This is a genomic window from Mycolicibacterium phocaicum (assembly GCF_010731115.1).
Lineage (GTDB): Bacteria > Actinomycetota > Actinomycetes > Mycobacteriales > Mycobacteriaceae > Mycobacterium > Mycobacterium phocaicum.
On record NZ_AP022616.1, the window covers coordinates 515,980 to 532,515 of the forward strand.

The window sequence follows — 16,536 nt, forward strand, 5'->3', positions numbered from 1 at the left end:
CACCGCTTTTCGACAGTTTTGCGTTCCCCCGCAAGCGGGAGGTGCCCCCAGTTCGGCGAGAAGAGATCAGGAATCGAGAAGCGACGGCGATCGGCGCCCGATTAGCGTGTGGACATGCCCAGCAGAACGCACGCCGCTGACAGCCATGACCTCATCCGCGTAGTCGGTGCCCGGGAGAACAACCTCAAGGACATCAGCGTCGAGATCCCCAAGCGGCGCCTGACCGTGTTCACCGGCGTGTCCGGCTCCGGCAAGAGTTCGCTGGTGTTCGACACCATCGCCGCCGAATCGCAACGGCTGATCAACGAGACCTACAGCGCGTTCGTCCAGGGCTTCATGCCGTCGCAGGCCCGCCCCGACGTCGACGTGCTGGAGGGGCTGACGACCGCGATCATCGTCGACCAGGAACGGATCGGCTCCGACCCGCGCTCGACGGTCGGCACCGCCACCGATACCGGGGCGCTGCTGCGCATCCTGTTCAGCCGGATCGGCGAGCCGAACATCGGTTCACCACAAGCTTTTTCGTTCAATGTCGCCTCGATCAGTGGAGCCGGCGCGGTCACCATGGAGCGTGGCGGACGCACCGTCAAGGAGCGGCGTGACTTCAACATCGTGGGCGGCATGTGCCTGCGGTGCGAGGGCCGCGGCGCGGTCAACGACATCGACCTCACCGCGCTGTACGACGACAGCAAGTCGATCAACGAGGGCGCCATCACCATTCCCGGCTTCAGCATGGACGGCTGGTACGGCCGAATCTTCAATGGGTGCGGCTTCTTCGACCCCGACAAGCCGATCAGGAAGTTCACCAAGAAGGAACTCGACGCCCTGCTGCACAAGGAAGCGACCAAGATCAAGGTCGACGGCGTCAACCTCACCTATCTGGGTCTGATCCCGCAGATCAAGAAGTCGTTCCTCAGCAAGGACGTCGAGGCGATGCAGCCGCACATCCGGGCGTTCGTCGAGCGGGCGGTGACGTTCACGACGTGCCCCGAGTGCGAGGGCACCCGGCTGTCGGAGCTGGCACGCTCGTCAAAGATCAAGGGCGTCAACATCGCTGAGGCTTGCGCCATGCAGATCACCGACCTGGCCGATTGGGTCGGCGTGCTGGCCGACGACAAGCGCCTCGGCGCCGGCGTGGCGCCGCTGTTGGCGACGTTGCGGCACACGCTCGATTCGTTCGTCGGAATCGGGCTGGGCTATCTGTCGCTGGCGCGGCCCGCCGGGACCCTGTCCGGCGGAGAGGCGCAGCGGGTCAAGATGATTCGTCATCTCGGCTCGGCGCTGACGGACGTCACCTACGTGTTCGACGAGCCGACCATCGGCCTGCATCCGCACGACATCACCCGCATGAACGAACTGCTGATCCAGTTGCGGGACAAGGGAAACACCGTACTGGTCGTCGAACACAAGCCGGAAGTGATCGCGATGGCCGACCACGTCGTCGACCTCGGCCCCGAGGCGGGCTCGGGCGGTGGCCAGGTGGTGTACGAAGGCACGGTGAAGGGGCTGCGCGGCAGCGGCAGCATCACCGGCCGGCACCTCGATGACCGGGCGGCGCTGAAGGATTCGGTGCGAGAGGCCAACGGCGCGTTGGAGATTCGCGGTGCCGATACCAACAATCTGCAGAACGCCGACGTGGACATCCCGCTCGGCGTGCTCGCCGTGATCACGGGCGTGGCAGGCTCGGGCAAGAGCTCCCTGATCGACGGTTCGGTGGCCGGGCGCGACGGCGTCGTCACCATCGATCAGGCGCCGATCCGGGGATCGCGACGGAGCAACCCGGCCACCTACACCGGACTGCTCGACCACATCCGCAAGGCGTTCGCGAAGGCCAATGACGTCAAACCCGCACTGTTCAGCTCGAATTCGGAAGGCGCCTGCCCGGCGTGCAACGGCGCCGGCGTCATCTACACCGATCTGGGGGTGATGGCCACCGTGGAGTCGCGCTGCGAAGAGTGCGAAGGCCGGCGGTTCGGCGCGTCGGTGCTCGAATACACCCTCGGCGGGCAGAACATCGCCGAAGTGCTGGCCATGCCCGTCGCCGATGCGGAGCAGTTCTTCTCGGGCGGTGACGCAAACGTGCCGGCCGCCCAGAAAATCCTCGCCCGGATGGTCGACGTCGGGCTTGGCTACCTCACCCTCGGACAGCCACTGACGACGTTGTCCGGCGGCGAGCGGCAACGACTCAAGCTCGCCGCGCAGATGGGGGAGAAGGGCGACGTCTACATCCTGGACGAGCCGACCACCGGCCTGCACCTGGCCGATGTCGAGCAGCTGCTGGCGTTGTTGGATCGGATGGTCGATGGCGGCAAATCTGTCATCGTCATCGAACATCACCAGGCCGTCATGGCGCACGCCGACTGGATCATCGACCTGGGTCCCGGCGCAGGTCACGACGGCGGCCGGGTGATCTTCGAGGGTTCGCCGGCAGATCTGGTCGCGGCCGGCAAGACGCTGACCGGATCGCACCTGGCCGACTACGTCAAATAGCAGTCAGGGCTGCGGCCGGTGATCGGTCGCAGCCCTGACTGTGAAACAGAGGGGTCGTAGAACGGTCAGACGGGCATCTCCGGGCCCTCAGGGGCCGGAGCGGGAGCCTCGGGAGCCGGCGCCGGGGCCTCGGGGGCGGGCGCAAAATTGGCGGCTTCGATGATCTCCGGGGCCGGGAGGTCGGCCGGACCGGCCGGAGGCGCCAGCGGTGCGTCCAGAGGGCCGTCCAGGGGCAGATCGGCGGGGATGTCCTCACCAGGCGCCATGGGCAGGTGCATGTGGTGGGTGAACTGGCGCTGGAAGGCGCCGCCGCCACCGACGCGGACGCCGCCGCCCTCACCACTCGACACCGGGGTGCCGTCCGGCAGCGTCACGGCCGTGTGGCCGCCGTTCCAGCCGATGTTCAGGGCGCCGGGGGCGGTGCCGGGCAGGAAGCCACGGGCCCGCAGTGCGGCCTCTTCGTTGCCGGTGTTGAACCGGTTGCCGTAGACGGGACGGCCGGTGGCCGCGTTGGCCACCCAGGAGGCCAGTCCGGAGCAGTCGGTGCCGCGTGCCGTGTCTCCACCGGAGATGTACGGCGTACCCGAAACCTGGTTGACCAAAGCCAGCAGCGATGCGGTCGCAATAGCAAACATGACGACGAACGCTAGCAACGGAAAATCGCGACGGTCAAAATACTGTGGCTGCCATCACGTTTCGCGAATCCTGTGGTGTGCGTTACACCCCGGTTTATTCGCATCATGTTGGGGCAGAGGCGATTTCGAGTATTCGCAGGTGAATGCACAAAACATACTGCCATACACAGCTTTTGCGCAAATGCAAGGTCGTGACGGTCGTTGCGAGGTCGTGACCAGCTAATTCCAAAACGCCCCTGCGCGGCGTTTGCGCGGTTTTGGCGCCGATTTCGGCCTGCGCTCCGGCAGGTCATGCCGCCGATTCGACCGACACCGTCTGACCATCTGAAACGGTCAAGTTACGGTGGTTCGATGTGGCTGTCGCGGTCCCGGTTCGAGCTGAGGGAAGAGGTGCCGGCGGCACCGGACGACGTCCGCACCTTCTATACAGATCTGGCGAACATGAAGCTGGTCCATCCACTCGTCGTGGCGGTGGATTGTCTGGCCGATCGGCAGGACGCGCAGGGCCGCTGCCGGGAGTACCGGGTTCGCGACCGCATCTCACTCGGCCCGTTCAGGATGGGCGTGACCTATCGCGCCACGGTGCTGATCGCGCCCGACGGCGTCGTGCACACCGAGGCGCGCCAATTTCCGCGTGTGCGGCTCGTTGGCACTGTCACGTTCGCACCCGCCGGCGCCGGGACCGCCGTCACCGAGGCAGTACATATAGAAGCGCCGCGGCCGCTCATTGCCTTTACTGCTGCGCAGGCGGAGAAAGCGCACGCGGCGATGCTGGCGGCCATTCGGCACCATTTCGAGTCAGGTTCGACCTGATCGGGCTGGGATGACGGTTGTTCAGGTGTCGCCGGCGGCGCATCGGCAGCAGCGCACACGGGCTACGCGAAAAACTTTGGTCACTTTGTTTGCACTGGTCACAGTGGGTAACTAGCGTCACATTCCAGGCCATTTCTTGTCGTACCTTCGAACTAGTGTTCGATGTATGGGAATGACCGATCCAGCCGCCGTCGAGGAGGCGTACGCCGCCTACGAAGCTGCGCAGGCCCGGCTCGCAGCCCTGGACTACACCGGCCTGGATGTGCGGACATTGTTGGAGTTGCAGTCCCGCCGCGAAACCCTTAAGTGTGCGGCCGAGGCCGTCGATCACCAGATCCTGGCCGCCGCCCAAACCCAAGCCACCGCCAAGGACATCGGGGCCAAGGATTGGCCGGAGGTGCTCCATGTGCGGTTGCGGATCAGCCGGGAGGAAGCCCGCCGCCGGGTCCGCGACACGGACAATTTGGGCCCGCGCTCGGCCATCACCGGGGAGCCGCTCGGTCCGGTGTGGGAACTGGTCGCCGCCGCCCTGGCTGACGGTGCGATCAATGCCGAGCACGTCGCGGTGATCACCTGGTTCTTCGGCAAGCTGCCGCTGTGGGCGGCCGACCCGATCACCGTCGCCCAGTGTGAGGCGGATCTGGTGGCCGACGCTCGGGTAAAAACCCCCGAAGACCTGCGCCGCGCCGCGGCGGACTTGTTATACCGGCTGGATCAGGACGGGCCCGAACCCCACGACAACGAGCCCGACCCGAAACGCTCGTTTGTCATGGGTAAGCAGCGGCCCGACGGGCGCACCGACGTCACCGCCCAACTCGACCCCGAAGGGCGGGCCTACTGGGAGGTGTTGTTCGACAAGTACGCCGCCCCGGGCATGTGCAACCCCGCCGACCCACACCCCTGCTACTCGGGTACCCCGACCCAAGAGCAGATCGATGCGGATACCCGCACCCTCGCGCAGCGCCAGTACGACGCCTTCACGTTCGTGGGCCGGATGATGCTCGCCACCGGGACCTCGGGGGTGCACAACGGGTTCCCGGTCGCGGTGGTCGCCAACTGCACCGTCACCGACCTGGAGAAGCGTGCCGGGATGGCGCTCACGCACACCGGCACCAAGCTTCCGATCAGGGATTTGATCCGGATGGCGGCCCAAGGGTCGGACAACTACCTGGCGGTGTTCGATGAGCACACCGGCCAGCCGCTCTATCTGGGCCGGGCGGCCCGCACGGCCAGCACCGCCCAACGCCTCGCACTGTTCGGCCGGGACCACGGCTGCACCCGCCCGAACTGCACCGCCCCGGCCTCGCGCTCCCAGGCTCACCACCTCACCAACTGGCGCGATGACGGCCTGACCAACGTCGACACCATGACCCTGGCCTGCGGCCGCGACAACCGCCTGGTCGACACCGGCGGCTGGAGCACCACCATGGGCCCCGACGGCCGCACCCACTGGACCCCACCACCACTGCTCGACGTCGGCCAACCCAGGACGAATCAGTATCACCACCCGAAGCTCTACCCGGCTGAGAGTGGCGACGAGGGCGGCGAAAGTGACAGTCCCGCAAGGTGATACGGCGCGCTGAGCTGGTCGCGCCGGGCCTGCGCGCGTCTTGGCAGGGGCGGGCGGTCCCGTCGCGTGAGCCGCGGGACTGCGGCAACACGCTGCGCGGCGCCACCGACTACCAGCGGATGACGACAACCACGAGAGGCGAAAATGTTGCGTTGCAGCCGAATTGGCTACGCATTACTGCCAGAGGTAGGAAGCCGACGCACGTCACCAGCGCTGAGTGTGCGGTGTGGTGATCAGGCCGGGTGGCGTGGTCAGGTGCCGCTCCGGTCGGGCGGTGGTCAGGCGCCGAACCGGTCAGGCCCGGAGGTGGTCAGGCCCGGAGGCGGTCAGCTCGGGAAGAAGCCGTCACCGGTCTTGAAACCGGGCTGCCAGCCCTGCGGGCCGAGGCACAGCAGTGGGCGACCGTCAGGAGCCTGGGCTGCGGTCTGCGGGCCGGGGCACGGAGACCCGATGTCCTTCACGCCCTGGATTGCATAGGAGTAGCCCCAGAATCCGGTGTCGACCGGCGGCCACTGGTTGGGAATCCAGTGGCAGGCCATCGATGCGCCGCCGGGACCGCGGCCGAAGATGAAGATGTCGTGGTTGTCGCACGGCGCGCCGTTGACCGCCTGGTAGTTCATGCCGGGGACGTCGGTGGGGTAGCGGCCGGGATCGTCACTGCCGCCCAGTGCCGGATCGGCGCTCGCGAACGGAGCCAGCCCGATGGCGGTTCCGGCGATCGCTGCGGCCACCGTCAGTACCCGAAACATCCTGGTCATCTCCCCTCGCACTACTGCCACACGACAATGTGGCAAAGCGTAGCGTGTCAGCCGCGTCGCCGGGGATATTGTCGGCAGGTCAATATCAGTAGGGTTCGTGCCGCGCCGTCTGATCGTCCTGGGGCGGTCCGCTCTGTTCGGGCGCATCCAAGACGCTCACCCCGATGCCGTACGGCAGGAACCGGACCTTGCGGCTGGGGTCGGTGTTGTTCTTGTTGGCGCGCAAGGCCTCCAGCTCCGAGGGGTAGACCTCCTCGACGTGCGCACCGCCGTCCGCGGCCACGGTGTACACCACCCAGACGCCGTCGCCCGTTTCGCCGGTGGTCTCCGGCTGCGTGGCGTGCCGCGGTGTCCGGGTCAGGTCGTTCACCACGTTGGCCCACGCGGCGCCGCGGCCCAGGCGGTCGAACACGCCGCGGATGCCCTCGCCCGTCTCGCGAAGGACGCGATCGAACTCTTCGGGATCGATGCCGAACGGGCCGTTGTTGCTCATACCGACCAGTGTGCGCGACATCGGCGACATCTGCCACGGCCCATCCCCTCGCAGCGGCCGTCGGTGGTGGTGGACGATGGACCCATGTCCGTACCGCAATCGCCGACCCGCGACGACCTCCTGGCCACCGTCGAGCGGTCGCCCGCAGCCACCGCCGCACACGACAAGGCCGCCTGGGTGGGCCTGTTCAGCGCCGACGGACGTGTCGAAGACCCCGTCGGCTCCCGGCCGCACATCGGGCACCGCGCCATCGGGCAGTTCTACGACACCTTCATCGGCCCGCGCACCATCGTGTTCCACCGCGACGTCGACATCGTCATCGGTAACACCGTCGTACGTGACCTGGAGCTGGAAGTGCACATGGGCACCAAGGTGCAGCTGCGCATTCCGGTCTATCTGCAGTACGACGTGGTGGCAGAAGGCGCTGATCCGGCGCTGAAAATATCTCGGCTGCAAGCGTTTTGGGAGCTGCCCGGGATGGTGGCCCAGTTCATGCGCTGCGGCGCGGCGGCACTGCCGGCCGGACTGGGGCTCTCCGGGGCGCTGCTGCGCAACCAGGGGCCCGGCGGCGCGGTGGGTTTTCTCGGCGGTCTGCGCACCGGAGGGACGCGGGCCAAACGCGCGCTCAGCACGCTGCTGGCCGATGCCGCCAACGGCGATGCGCTGGCGGTCAAGCGGCGGCTCAGTGAGCCCGTGCAGATCACCCGCGGCCTCGAAGACCGGTTAAGTGTTTCCGAACTGGTCGAGGAGCTGGCCGGCGCCCGCGTCGAGAAGGTGATTGCCGCCGGCCGGTACGTCCTGGCCGGTGTTCGGCGGGACGGCTACCGCGGGGTGGTCATCGCGGAGCTGGCCCCCGGTACCCGGCGTATCAGCGGCCTGCGACTCTTCGCCGAATGAAGCTGCCAGTTGCCGCGGCTTCGGCCCCCGACATGAGAACGTAGTCACACCATGCCAGTTCAACCCCAACACGAATACATGTCCTACGAGGAATTCGGCCGACGATTCTTCGAGGTCGCTGTCAGCGAGGAACGCGTCGCGGATGCGATCGGCGGCATCGCCGGCGAAGCCTTCGACATGGGCCCCATCGCCCAGGGCCCCGGCGGGCTCGCGAAGGTTACCGCGCGCGTGCAGATCAAGCACCCCGTGGTGGCCCGCACGCTCGGCGAAGAGATCACCTTCGCCATCCGCATCCCGCTGGAAATCGACATGACGCTCGACCTGCGCATTGACCGGCCCCGGTTCATGGTGTTCGGCGAGATCAACCTGACGGCCACCGCCCGCGCGGCGCATCCGCTGCTGCTCGTCATCGACGTCAAGACGCCGCGGTCGTCGGACATCGCCATTCACGTCACGTCGTCGTCGATCCGGGCCGAGTTGCTGCGTATCGTCGCCAACGTCGACGGCGAGATTCGGCGATTCATCGCCCACCACGTGGCAGGCGAGATCAACGGCGCAGATGCCAAGGTCATCGACATCGGAACCCGGATCGCGAGCGCCTGGACCGGGGTCTGAGACGGCCGCGAGGCGGTATCGGCAACCTGCTTCCCTTATGATGCAGGGATCATGAAGAGCACAATCGGTACCGCCATCGTCATCGCAGCTACCACCGTCGGAATCGTGGGCAGCCTGGTCACGGCCGGTTCGGCAAGCGCCGATGCGGGTGTCGACGCCTTCAACAACGCGCTCAGCAACGCCGACATGATGCTGCCGAGCGGCTCTGATCCGGTCGCCCTGGGCCAGTCGGTGTGCCCGATGCTCGCTCAGCCCGGCCAGACCCTGGCCGACGCCGCGGCCAAGGTCGCCGACACGTCCGGCATGTCGCTGGGCCCGGCCACGATGTTCACCGGCTTCGCGATCTCGTCGTTCTGCCCTGGGGTCGTCGGTGCGCTCGGACGCGGCGAATCGCCGCTGCCGCTCGGGCTACTCGGCCTCGGATAACGCGGGGCTGGCGTCGAGCGGCGCCATGACCGGGCGCTTCGGCTCGAGCCCCTTGCCCCGGGAACTGCCCAACGTATGCCGCCACACCCAGGGCATCAGCATGTTCTGAGCCCACATCAGCTGCGAGTACATCCGCTCGCGTAACCGCGGCAGCACGAGTTCACCCTCGACCTCTGCCCAGCGGTGATCGCTGCCCGGCAGACCCAGCGCCTCGGCGGCGGCGTCGGCGAACAGCTGATGACCGTGCGGGGAGCCGTGCACCCGGTCGACGGCCCAGGTCGCGGGGTCCAGCATCGAAGTGGCCGCAGACAGGTCGACCAGCCGAAAGCCGAAGTGGGCCGAGTCGGTCCGGATCACCTCGTTGATCCGGCGCAACCGGCCGCTCAGCACCCGACCGACCGGCAGGATGCGGGCGATATCAGGGAATGTCGTCGTGACGACGGTCGCGCCGGTGGCGGCGAGCTCGGTGTGCACGCGCCGCATGTCCTCCAGCGCCTTGTCGAAGCTGCGTACCGGCCGCGTGACGTCGTTCATCCCGATGCAGCTGGTGATCAGGTCGGGATTCATGTTCCGGGCCAGCGGCAGCTGCCGGTCCAGCACGTCACTGATGCGGCGGCCCCGCACCGCGAGGTTCGCGTAGTGGAGTCCGGGTTGTAATGCGTTGAGTCGCCACGCCAGGCGGTCGGCGAAACCGTGAATCCCGGTGTTGTCATCGCCGTCCAACAGGCCCTCGGTCTGGCTGTCGCCGAGCGCGACGTATCGGGAGTAGCCGATGGTCACGACCGTGACTGTAATGAAGGATCGGCAGAACTTCAGCGCAGCGGATCAGCCCGGCCAGATCACGTCGAGCGGACGGCCCACCACGCTGAGTTGGTTGATCACCTCGTCCAGGACAGCTCGTGGCAGGTCGAGCCGCCACTCCGGCAGCGTCGCCCCGACCCGCACCACACCCGGACCGACCTCCACCGAGGTCAGGGTCATGCCGTACGGCAGCTCGGGCAGCCGCACCGGGTACGCCGGGGCGAGCCCCGGCACGGGCACCCGGGCGGAGCCCAGCGTCAGGCCGCGGGGCTTGAGCCACAGCGTGTTGCCGTGGAGTTGGGGATCGACCTCGACGACCCCGGAGCGGAAGCGTGACAACCGGATTCGGGCGATGCCGTCCTCGCCGATTTCGGTGCTGATGCGCGGTTCGGCGGCCTGGATCAGCTCGTCGAGCGAGTCGGACGGGACTTCCACCGTCAGCTCGACGGGTGCGGCGGCCAGCATCGGTGGCACCGAGGGCCGGATGTGCAGGTTGTTCAGCTTCGCCGAGATCGAATTGAGCACGGTGCCAGCCCATTTCACCTTGTGTGCGGTGATGTTGACGGTGCCGATGTGGCCGACGGCGAAGATGCCGGCATCCCACCGGGAATCGAACTCGGCCACGGTGAGGGCCAGGTCGCTGGTGGCCAGGCGGACGGTGATCCGGCGCCCGATCACGAGCGGCCGCACCGTCAGCAACGCCGTCCGGTAGGCGGCGGCCGCCCCGGTGCTCACCGGCAGCACCGCGGCGGTCGACACCACCGAGGTGAACAGATCGAGCGGTCGGAGCGGGTCCCACCGGCGCGGCGGACGCGTCATGGGCTCCAGCATGCCTGGATCTGCCGCCCGGGCACCACTCGGCGCCCGGGGAACGGGCTCCCGGTAGCGTCGAGTCGTGGCTGAGTCTGATGAGCTGTACCGGCAGCGCGACCGAGCTGATTCCTTCGGTGGGGCCGCCCGGTCCTATGACCGACACCGGCCCCGCTACCCGGAGGCCATGCTCGACGAGCTGGTCGGGACGGGTTCGGTCCGGGTGCTCGACGTCGGCGCCGGGACCGGGATCGCGTCGCGCCAACTGATCGCCCATGGGGCGGAACTGGTTGCGCTGGAACCGGATCCGAGGATGGCCGAGATCGCCGCCGAGCACGGCGTGACGGTCGAGGTGGCCACCTTCGAGGACTGGGACGACGCGGGCCGGACCTTCGACGTGGTCCTGTTCGCCCAGTCGTTCCACTGGGTCGACCCGGCCGCGGCACTGCCGAAGATCCGCCGGTTGCTCGCCGCGGGCGGGCGGCTGGCGCTGGCGTGGAACCGGCTGTTCCCGGTCGAGCCGTCCCGTGCCGACTTCGCCGAGGTGTATCGCGACTTCCTCGATGCCACTTCGCCTTTGGTAACCGCGACGCCCACCGGCGGGACCGGCTCGGGCATGGACAGCGACGACGTGGTGGCCGACCTGGCGGCCGCCGGATTCACGGTACGGCAGCTGACCTACGCCCGCGGTGAGCAGTACAGCCGCGAGCAGTGGCTGGACCTGGTGTTCACCTACTCCAACCACCTGGTGCTGCCCGCCGACCGGGCTACCGAGCTGCGGGCCGGGCTGGCCGCCGTGATCGGCGACGGCGGGGTTCAGGTTGGCGGCGACACACTGCTGATCCTGGCGCAGCCGACGTAGCCCGCCGGCTAGTCCCGGATCCGGCGGATGGGCCGCGTCTCGATGGCGTTGATGGTCAGGGCGCGGCGACGGATGCGCCAGCCGTCGCCGCTGGGCGCGTACTCGTCGTCGTACCGCAGGTGCCACACCAGATCGGTACCGCCGGAGTCGGCGTCCCGGGTCCAGTGGTGGGCGACGCACGTGATGCGGCCCCGCGCGTGGTCCGCGGCGTCGGTGTATACCTCGCCGACGATCTCGTGCTGGGTGCGGGCGACGCCGGACAGGGCGGCCATCGCGGTGCGCACCCCGTCGTGCCCCTGCTCGTACCGAACCGGGTCCAGCGATCGGGGCGGGTCCGGGAGGACCAATTCCGCTGTGCTGGTGAAGAGTTCGACGACGTCGTCGAACCGGCGGTCGTCGACGGCCGCGGCGTAGCGGTGCACCAGGTCCGTCAGTGCCAGCCGGTCGGCGACCGTCAGTGGCATGGTGTGAGTCCGAGGCGTTCGGCGCAGGCCGACAGCATGTCCTTGGCCTCGTCGATGTCGGTGACGGGGGGCATGGCCAGCACGATGCGGTCGGCGCCGAGCTCCGCGAGCCGGCCCGCCCGGTCGGCGTCGACCTTGGGCACCAGGTGTCCGAGGGAGAGTTCGAGGGCGTCGGGGTCGCGGCCGGCCCGCTCGGCCGATTCCCGCATCAGCGCGATCAGCCCCGACAGTTCCGCACCGGCGACGCCGAGGGGCTGCAAACCGTCGCCGCGCCGGCCGGCCCGGCGGGCCGCGGCCCGGCTGTGCCCGCCGATGTGGATCGGTATCGGGGAAACCGGCTTGGGATAGCAAGCGGCATGGGCGAATTGGAAGAACTCACCGGAGTGGGTGGCGCCGTCGGGCTGGTCCGACCACAGCAGCCGCAGCACGTCGATCTGCTCGTCGGACCGCCGGCCGCGGTCGTCGAACGGCGCCCCGCACGCCTCGACCTCCTCGCGCAGCCAGCCCATGCCGACGGCCAGGCGAATCCGCCCGCCGGACAACGCATTCAGCGTGGCGACCCGCTTGGCCAGCACCACCGGGTGGTGGTTGGGCAGCACCAGCACGCCGGTCGCCAGACCCAGTGTGCTGGTCTGCCCGGCCAGGAACGTCAGCAGCTCCAGTGGATCCGGGACCGCGCAGTCGGCGGGAATGTCCACCCGCCCCGAGGCGTCGTACGGATACACACTCGAGTACTCGGTCAGCAGCACCGTATGTTCCACGGCCACAATGGATTCGAAGCCGCAGCTCTCCAGGTGGCGGGCGAACTGCGTCATCCAGACCGGATCGGCGGTGACGCCGGCCGCGACCGGTGCGACCACAGCGAACTTGGGTGACATCAGCGTCTCCGCTCGCTGCGACGAATCTCTTCCCAGCACTGCAGTCGCGTCATGCCGGTCTGCTGCATGCACTCGCGGATCGGCGTTTCCTGTTCCGGCGCAGGCGCTTCCGTGGTGGTCGGGGCGGTCGGGGTCGCCGTCGACGGGGCGGTGGTGGTCTCGACCGTGACGGTGCTGGTGACCGTCTCCTCGGTGGGTGCGGCCGGAGACTCGGTGGGCGCCTCGGTGGGCGACGGCACGGTCGCCGTGGTGGTCACCGGAGGAGCCGTGGTGGTCGTCGCCGCGGGACGGGGCGCTGCCGGCTGTTCGTCCTTGGCGCGGGTGAACTCGATGGCCGCGAAGACGAGTGCGGCGATCAACAGCACCGTCAGCACGACGGGCAGCACGAGCGAGCGGCGCGACCGGGTGGACTTGTCGGCGTGCAGGACCTGCGTCTGGTCGGACGTTGCGGGCGCCAAGATGGTGGCATCCGCGCCCGCAGCGCCCAACCCGTGCTGAAGGGCGCGGGCGAAATCGGCGCATTTGTCGAACCGGTCCCTGGGATCCTTGGCGAGTGCCTTGGCCAGCACCGGGTCCAGGGCGGTGAGATCAGGCCGGCGCTGTGAGAGCGAAGGCGGGGGAGCGCTGAGGTGCTTGCCGATGATCACCGCGGCATTCGAGTTCTCGAACGGCGGCGCGCCGGTGAAGAGCTGAAATGCCGTGGCCGCCAGCGCATATTGGTCGGCGCGACCGTCGATGACGCTGCCCGTCAGTTGCTCGGGAGCGGCGTAGAAAACGGTGCCGACGGTCATGTTCGTCGCCGTCAGCCCCACGGAATCGTTGGCGCACCGCGCAATGCCGAAGTCCGCCAACTTGATTCGCCGGCTCGCCGGATCGGTGTCGCTGATCAGGATGTTGGCCGGCTTGACGTCGCGGTGCAGCAGGTCGTGCTGGTGCGCGTAGTCGAGCGCATCGGCGACGGCGCTGATGATCGCGACCGCCTGATCGTCGGATACGCCGCCGGCGCTCCGGAGCAGCCGGCTGACATCGGTGCCATCCACGTACTCCATCGAGATCCACAATTGGCCGTCGAACTCGCCGCGGTCATACACCCCGACGATGTTCGGATGCGACAACGCGGCGGTCAGATCCGCTTCGCGCAGGAACCTCTCGCGGAACTCCTGATTGGTCGACGTCTCGGGCCGCAGGACCTTGAGCGCGTCCTGCCGGGGAAGTCGCGGGTGCTGGGCGACGTAGACCTCGCCCATTCCGCCCGAACCCAGGCACCGGACGATGGTGTACCCGGCGAAATCGGTCCCCTCGGCCATTGGCATTGAGGCATCGTAAACCGGTGCCGGCAGGCCTCACTTAAAGGTCCAGCGTCAGCGGGCCGTCGCCCTGGGCGCGCGACACGCAGATCAGTGCCTGTCCGGCGTCGCGTTCGGTCTCGGTCAACAGGCCGTCGCGGTGGTCGACCGCACCGGCGAGCACCTTCACCCGGCACGTGCCGCAGAAGCCCTGCCGGCACGAATACGGGGCGTGCACACCGGCTTTGATCAGCGCGGTAAGCAAGGTTTCGTCGGCCGCGACGGCGACGGTTTGCCCCGTCGAGGCGATCTCGACCTTGAACTCGTGGCCATCGGTCACCGGCGGCGCGGCAAAGCGCTCGAAGTGCAGTTCGATGTCGTCGGCCCCGACGAGCCGGGCCCGGATGGCATTGAGCATCGGCGCCGGCCCACACGTGTACACCGAGGTGCCCGGCCGGCAGTCGCCCAGCAGGTCGTCGGCCGTTGGCAGCCCGTCGACGTCGTCGGTGCGGATCTGCACCCGGTCGCCGAACCGCGTCAGCTCCTCCAGGAAGGGCAGGCTGTCGCGGCTGCGGCCGACGTAGAGCATCGACCAGTCGATGCCGAACTGCTCGGCGCGCGCCAACATCGGCAGGATCGGCGTGATACCGATGCCACCGGCGATGAACCGGAGCGTGCGGGTCGGCGAGCCGAAACCCGGGACCGCCAGCGGGAAGGCGTTGCGCGGACCGTTGGTCGTGATCACGTCGCCGACGCTGAGCTGGTGTGCCTCGATGGAGCCACCGCCGCCATCGGGTATGCGCCGCACGGCAATTCGGTACGCGCCCTGCTCATCCGGGTCGCCGCACAGCGAGTACTGGCGGACCAGACCGCTGGGCAGGTGGATGTCCAGGTGCGAACCCGGGTGCCAGCGGGGCAGCTCCGACCCGTCGGCGCTGACGAACGTCAACGCCACCACGTCTTGATCGTGCGCGACCACCTGACGGTCGGCGATCTTCAGCGCGATGGTGCGTTCGACGACGGCTGGGACCGGCGGCTTGCGCAGGCGCGTCGACACCCAGAACGTGCTGGTGACCACGGCGTCGGCCAGGGTGATCAGGGCGTCGTGCCGGAGCAGACCCATCACGCTGGGCGGCGCCAGACGTGACCGGACGCGGCGCGTCTTCACAGGTGTGCGGCGCGGGCGGCGGGCGAGGCGGCCAGATACGCCACGGCCTGCGCGGTCGAGCCCATTTCTTCAGGGGTGTAGTTCGGCTTGAAGTACACCAGCGTCTGGGTGAGCAGCAGGTTCCGGTACTTCGGCAGCAGGCCCAGCTTGGAGTCGCGCATCCGCAGGCGCTGCGACTTCCACCAGCCGAGCTTGAGCTGCGGGTCGCTCTTGACCAGGAACCGCATGCCGCGCTGGAAGAACACGTACATCAGGATCGCGACGACGCTCATGGCGCGGATGCGGTCGAAGTAGCTGTTCCGGAAGTACATGGCAACCTCGTGGGCCACCGAGCGGTGCTCGACTTCCTCGGCGCCGTGCCAGCGGAACAGGTCCACCATGACGGGGTCGGCGTCGTGGTCGTCCCACGTGCAGTTGAGGACGAAGTCACCGAGCACGGCGGTGTAGTGCTCGACAGCCGCGATGAACCACAGCCGCTCGATGAGGTTGTTCATCTTGCGGCGCGGGTCGTCGGTCTTGGCCGGAGCGAGAATTTCCTCGAACACGAACTCGACTTGATCGAGCAGCGGCGTGACATTCATGCCGCTGTTCACCAGGTAGTCGTTCATGACGGTGTCGTGCGCCTCGGCGTGCATGGCCTCTTGGCCGATGAAGCCGCGCACGTCGTCGGCGAGCTTCGGATCCTTGATGAGCGGCAGCGCCTCGTTGAAGGTCTCGATGAACCAGCGTTCGCCGGCCGGAAGCAGGATGTTCAACAGATTCACCACGTGCGAGGCGACGGGGTGGCCGGGAATCCAGGACATCGGCTTGTCCGCGGTCTCGAAAGCCACGTTGCGGGCCTGGATCTGCACCGGACCCGGGTCGACCTCGTGAGCGAAACGCTGTGGTTGCAGCATGGAAAAGCTACCTCCGGATCCTCAAGCATCGTTGCAAGTGGATTCAGTGTAAGCGTTTTATGTGGGAACGGCGGTACTGGGTTTTGCCGCGAGACGACGAAACGGCATCCCAGCAGGCAAAAACAGTGTGTCGACCTGCTGGAATGCCGTTTCGGCAAAGAGTTACATACCGGGGATGGACATGCCCGGCTGCGGGCCGACAGGCGTCGCCTGCACCGTCGTCACGCCGTTGGCGCCGACGTTCGGGCCCTTCGGAGCACCGGGCGCCCCTGCGGGGGCACCGCCACCGGCCGCGGGCGCGCCGGCGGAGGCGTTCTCGACGGCCTTGGTGGTGCAGTTCAGCATGAGGATGACGCGGCCGTGGCTGCCCATCTTCTCCTGATCGACGATGCACTGCGCCTGCGGCACATCGCTGCCGACCGAGCCGCCGAACGTGGCCCTGACGCCCTGGCTCTTGAGAATCGAGACGGCGCGCGCATAGGACTCGCCGACCACATTCATGGAGTTCGAACCGCCGGGATCCGACGCGGCCACCGACGAGCCGAACATCGCGGTGGCACCCACCGCCACCGCACCTGCTGCCACGGCACCTGCCGTCAGCATCTTCAGCTTCTTCACCTGACCTCCTCGAGTACAGCGAAGATAGCGCAGATGGCGGGGCGGAGAAACTCGAA

General features: G+C 67.9%; 18 protein-coding genes. 7 read left to right on the plus strand and 11 right to left on the minus strand.

Annotated elements, in window-relative coordinates:
• The first annotated feature begins 114 nt into the window (after positions 1-114).
• Positions 115-2,490 carry an ATP-binding cassette domain-containing protein gene (locus G6N46_RS02490; protein WP_138249435.1) on the plus strand — a complete coding sequence of 792 codons (2,376 nt, stop codon included), beginning with the start codon at positions 115-117 and terminating at the stop codon, positions 2,488-2,490.
• Positions 2,491-2,555: 65 nt separating this feature from the next.
• Here the strand turns inward: G6N46_RS02490 and G6N46_RS02495 are convergent, their stop codons facing one another.
• On the minus strand, positions 2,556-3,125 hold the full coding sequence (locus G6N46_RS02495; RefSeq protein ID WP_138249434.1) for an NlpC/P60 family protein: 570 nt from the start codon (positions 3,123-3,125) through the stop codon (positions 2,556-2,558).
• Between the two features lie 351 nt (positions 3,126-3,476).
• Between G6N46_RS02495 and G6N46_RS02500 the strand changes: the two genes are divergently transcribed.
• Together G6N46_RS02500 and G6N46_RS02505 are read left to right on the plus strand one after the other, a co-directional pair.
• Positions 3,477-3,938: an SRPBCC family protein gene (locus G6N46_RS02500; RefSeq protein WP_138249433.1), complete on the plus strand. Its 462-nt coding sequence runs from the start codon at positions 3,477-3,479 to the stop codon at positions 3,936-3,938.
• Between the two features lie 166 nt (positions 3,939-4,104).
• The gene (locus G6N46_RS02505) at positions 4,105-5,508 is read left to right on the plus strand and encodes an HNH endonuclease signature motif containing protein (protein ID WP_163692561.1); all 1,404 of its coding nucleotides are present in this window, start codon (positions 4,105-4,107) and stop codon (positions 5,506-5,508) included.
• Between the two features lie 326 nt (positions 5,509-5,834).
• Here G6N46_RS02505 and G6N46_RS02510 read toward each other — a convergent pair whose 3' ends face one another.
• Together G6N46_RS02510 and G6N46_RS02515 are read right to left on the minus strand one after the other, a co-directional pair.
• Complete coding sequence (locus tag G6N46_RS02510) at positions 5,835-6,257, minus strand: hypothetical protein (protein ID WP_138249432.1); 423 nt, start codon at positions 6,255-6,257, stop codon at positions 5,835-5,837.
• 94 nt (positions 6,258-6,351) lie between these two features.
• Positions 6,352-6,759, minus strand: a complete 408-nt coding sequence (locus tag G6N46_RS02515; protein WP_138249573.1) for an Rv0313 family protein — start codon at positions 6,757-6,759, stop codon at positions 6,352-6,354.
• A gap of 84 nt (positions 6,760-6,843) precedes the next feature.
• On the opposite strand from G6N46_RS02515, the gene G6N46_RS02520 reads away from it, so the two are divergent.
• Genes G6N46_RS02520 through G6N46_RS02530 form a run of 3 tightly spaced genes read left to right on the plus strand, consistent with a single transcriptional unit; the run spans position 6,844 to position 8,697 of the window.
• Complete coding sequence (locus tag G6N46_RS02520) at positions 6,844-7,656, plus strand: nuclear transport factor 2 family protein (protein WP_138249431.1); 813 nt, start codon at positions 6,844-6,846, stop codon at positions 7,654-7,656.
• Between the two features lie 51 nt (positions 7,657-7,707).
• Positions 7,708-8,271 carry a hypothetical protein gene (locus tag G6N46_RS02525; RefSeq protein ID WP_138249430.1) on the plus strand — a complete coding sequence of 188 codons (564 nt, stop codon included), beginning with the start codon at positions 7,708-7,710 and terminating at the stop codon, positions 8,269-8,271.
• 51 nt (positions 8,272-8,322) lie between these two features.
• Positions 8,323-8,697: a DUF732 domain-containing protein gene (locus G6N46_RS02530; protein ID WP_138249429.1), complete on the plus strand. Its 375-nt coding sequence runs from the start codon at positions 8,323-8,325 to the stop codon at positions 8,695-8,697.
• Here G6N46_RS02530 and G6N46_RS02535 read toward each other — a convergent pair.
• Both G6N46_RS02535 and G6N46_RS02540 read right to left on the minus strand, forming a co-directional pair.
• Positions 8,680-9,477 (minus strand): SGNH/GDSL hydrolase family protein, encoded by a 798-nt coding sequence (locus tag G6N46_RS02535; protein WP_138249428.1) that lies wholly within the window; start codon positions 9,475-9,477, stop codon positions 8,680-8,682. The two genes, G6N46_RS02530 and G6N46_RS02535, sit on opposite strands and share 18 nt — an antisense overlap.
• A 45-nt stretch (positions 9,478-9,522) precedes the next feature.
• The gene (locus G6N46_RS02540) at positions 9,523-10,317 is read right to left on the minus strand and encodes an LmeA family phospholipid-binding protein (protein WP_234880672.1); all 795 of its coding nucleotides are present in this window, start codon (positions 10,315-10,317) and stop codon (positions 9,523-9,525) included.
• 94 nt (positions 10,318-10,411) lie between these two features.
• Between G6N46_RS02540 and G6N46_RS02545 the strand changes: the two genes are divergently transcribed.
• Positions 10,412-11,170 (plus strand): class I SAM-dependent methyltransferase, encoded by a 759-nt coding sequence (locus tag G6N46_RS02545; protein ID WP_138249572.1) that lies wholly within the window; start codon positions 10,412-10,414, stop codon positions 11,168-11,170.
• 8 nt (positions 11,171-11,178) lie between these two features.
• On the opposite strand, the gene G6N46_RS02550 is transcribed toward G6N46_RS02545, so the two are convergent.
• The 6 genes from G6N46_RS02550 to G6N46_RS02575 all read right to left on the minus strand — a co-directional run bounded on the left by G6N46_RS02550 (position 11,179) and on the right by G6N46_RS02575 (position 16,480).
• Positions 11,179-11,634: a nuclear transport factor 2 family protein gene (locus G6N46_RS02550; RefSeq protein ID WP_138249426.1), complete on the minus strand. Its 456-nt coding sequence runs from the start codon at positions 11,632-11,634 to the stop codon at positions 11,179-11,181.
• Complete coding sequence (locus tag G6N46_RS02555; protein WP_138249425.1) at positions 11,625-12,512, minus strand: LLM class F420-dependent oxidoreductase; 888 nt, start codon at positions 12,510-12,512, stop codon at positions 11,625-11,627. The genes G6N46_RS02550 and G6N46_RS02555 overlap by 10 nt, the downstream gene beginning before the upstream one ends.
• On the minus strand, positions 12,512-13,825 hold the full coding sequence (locus G6N46_RS02560) for a serine/threonine-protein kinase (protein ID WP_167526390.1): 1,314 nt from the start codon (positions 13,823-13,825) through the stop codon (positions 12,512-12,514). Before G6N46_RS02560 ends, G6N46_RS02555 begins: the two co-directional genes overlap by 1 nt.
• Before the next feature lie 34 nt (positions 13,826-13,859).
• Positions 13,860-14,921, minus strand: coding sequence for a PDR/VanB family oxidoreductase (locus G6N46_RS02565; protein ID WP_133427572.1), 1,062 nt, complete (start codon positions 14,919-14,921; stop codon positions 13,860-13,862).
• Between the two features lie 41 nt (positions 14,922-14,962).
• A complete protein-coding gene (locus G6N46_RS02570; protein ID WP_133427547.1) occupies positions 14,963-15,862 on the minus strand; it encodes a metal-dependent hydrolase in 900 nt (299 codons plus the stop codon).
• 162 nt (positions 15,863-16,024) lie between these two features.
• Positions 16,025-16,480 carry a hypothetical protein gene (locus G6N46_RS02575; protein ID WP_060999815.1) on the minus strand — a complete coding sequence of 152 codons (456 nt, stop codon included), beginning with the start codon at positions 16,478-16,480 and terminating at the stop codon, positions 16,025-16,027.
• Positions 16,481-16,536 lie beyond the last annotated feature (56 nt).

What these genes read in the sequence shown, in the direction of transcription:
- G6N46_RS02500 (WP_138249433.1), top strand. Translation starts at nt 3,477, where the DNA reads ATGTGGCTGTCGCGGTCCCGGTTCGAGCTGAGGGAAGAGGTGCCGGCG.
- G6N46_RS02550 (WP_138249426.1), bottom strand. Translation starts at nt 11,634, where the DNA reads ATGCCACTGACGGTCGCCGACCGGCTGGCACTGACGGACCTGGTGCAC.
- G6N46_RS02510 (WP_138249432.1), bottom strand. Translation starts at nt 6,257, where the DNA reads ATGTTTCGGGTACTGACGGTGGCCGCAGCGATCGCCGGAACCGCCATC.
- G6N46_RS02530 (WP_138249429.1), top strand. Translation starts at nt 8,323, where the DNA reads ATGAAGAGCACAATCGGTACCGCCATCGTCATCGCAGCTACCACCGTC.
- G6N46_RS02565 (WP_133427572.1), bottom strand. Translation starts at nt 14,921, where the DNA reads ATGGGTCTGCTCCGGCACGACGCCCTGATCACCCTGGCCGACGCCGTG.
- G6N46_RS02490 (WP_138249435.1), top strand. Translation starts at nt 115, where the DNA reads ATGCCCAGCAGAACGCACGCCGCTGACAGCCATGACCTCATCCGCGTA.
- G6N46_RS02515 (WP_138249573.1), bottom strand. Translation starts at nt 6,759, where the DNA reads ATGAGCAACAACGGCCCGTTCGGCATCGATCCCGAAGAGTTCGATCGC.
- G6N46_RS02520 (WP_138249431.1), top strand. Translation starts at nt 6,844, where the DNA reads ATGTCCGTACCGCAATCGCCGACCCGCGACGACCTCCTGGCCACCGTC.
- G6N46_RS02505 (WP_163692561.1), top strand. Translation starts at nt 4,105, where the DNA reads ATGGGAATGACCGATCCAGCCGCCGTCGAGGAGGCGTACGCCGCCTAC.
- G6N46_RS02570 (WP_133427547.1), bottom strand. Translation starts at nt 15,862, where the DNA reads ATGCTGCAACCACAGCGTTTCGCTCACGAGGTCGACCCGGGTCCGGTG.
- G6N46_RS02560 (WP_167526390.1), bottom strand. Translation starts at nt 13,825, where the DNA reads ATGCCAATGGCCGAGGGGACCGATTTCGCCGGGTACACCATCGTCCGG.
- G6N46_RS02540 (WP_234880672.1), bottom strand. Translation starts at nt 10,317, where the DNA reads ATGACGCGTCCGCCGCGCCGGTGGGACCCGCTCCGACCGCTCGATCTG.
- G6N46_RS02525 (WP_138249430.1), top strand. Translation starts at nt 7,708, where the DNA reads ATGCCAGTTCAACCCCAACACGAATACATGTCCTACGAGGAATTCGGC.
- G6N46_RS02495 (WP_138249434.1), bottom strand. Translation starts at nt 3,125, where the DNA reads ATGTTTGCTATTGCGACCGCATCGCTGCTGGCTTTGGTCAACCAGGTT.
- G6N46_RS02555 (WP_138249425.1), bottom strand. Translation starts at nt 12,512, where the DNA reads ATGTCACCCAAGTTCGCTGTGGTCGCACCGGTCGCGGCCGGCGTCACC.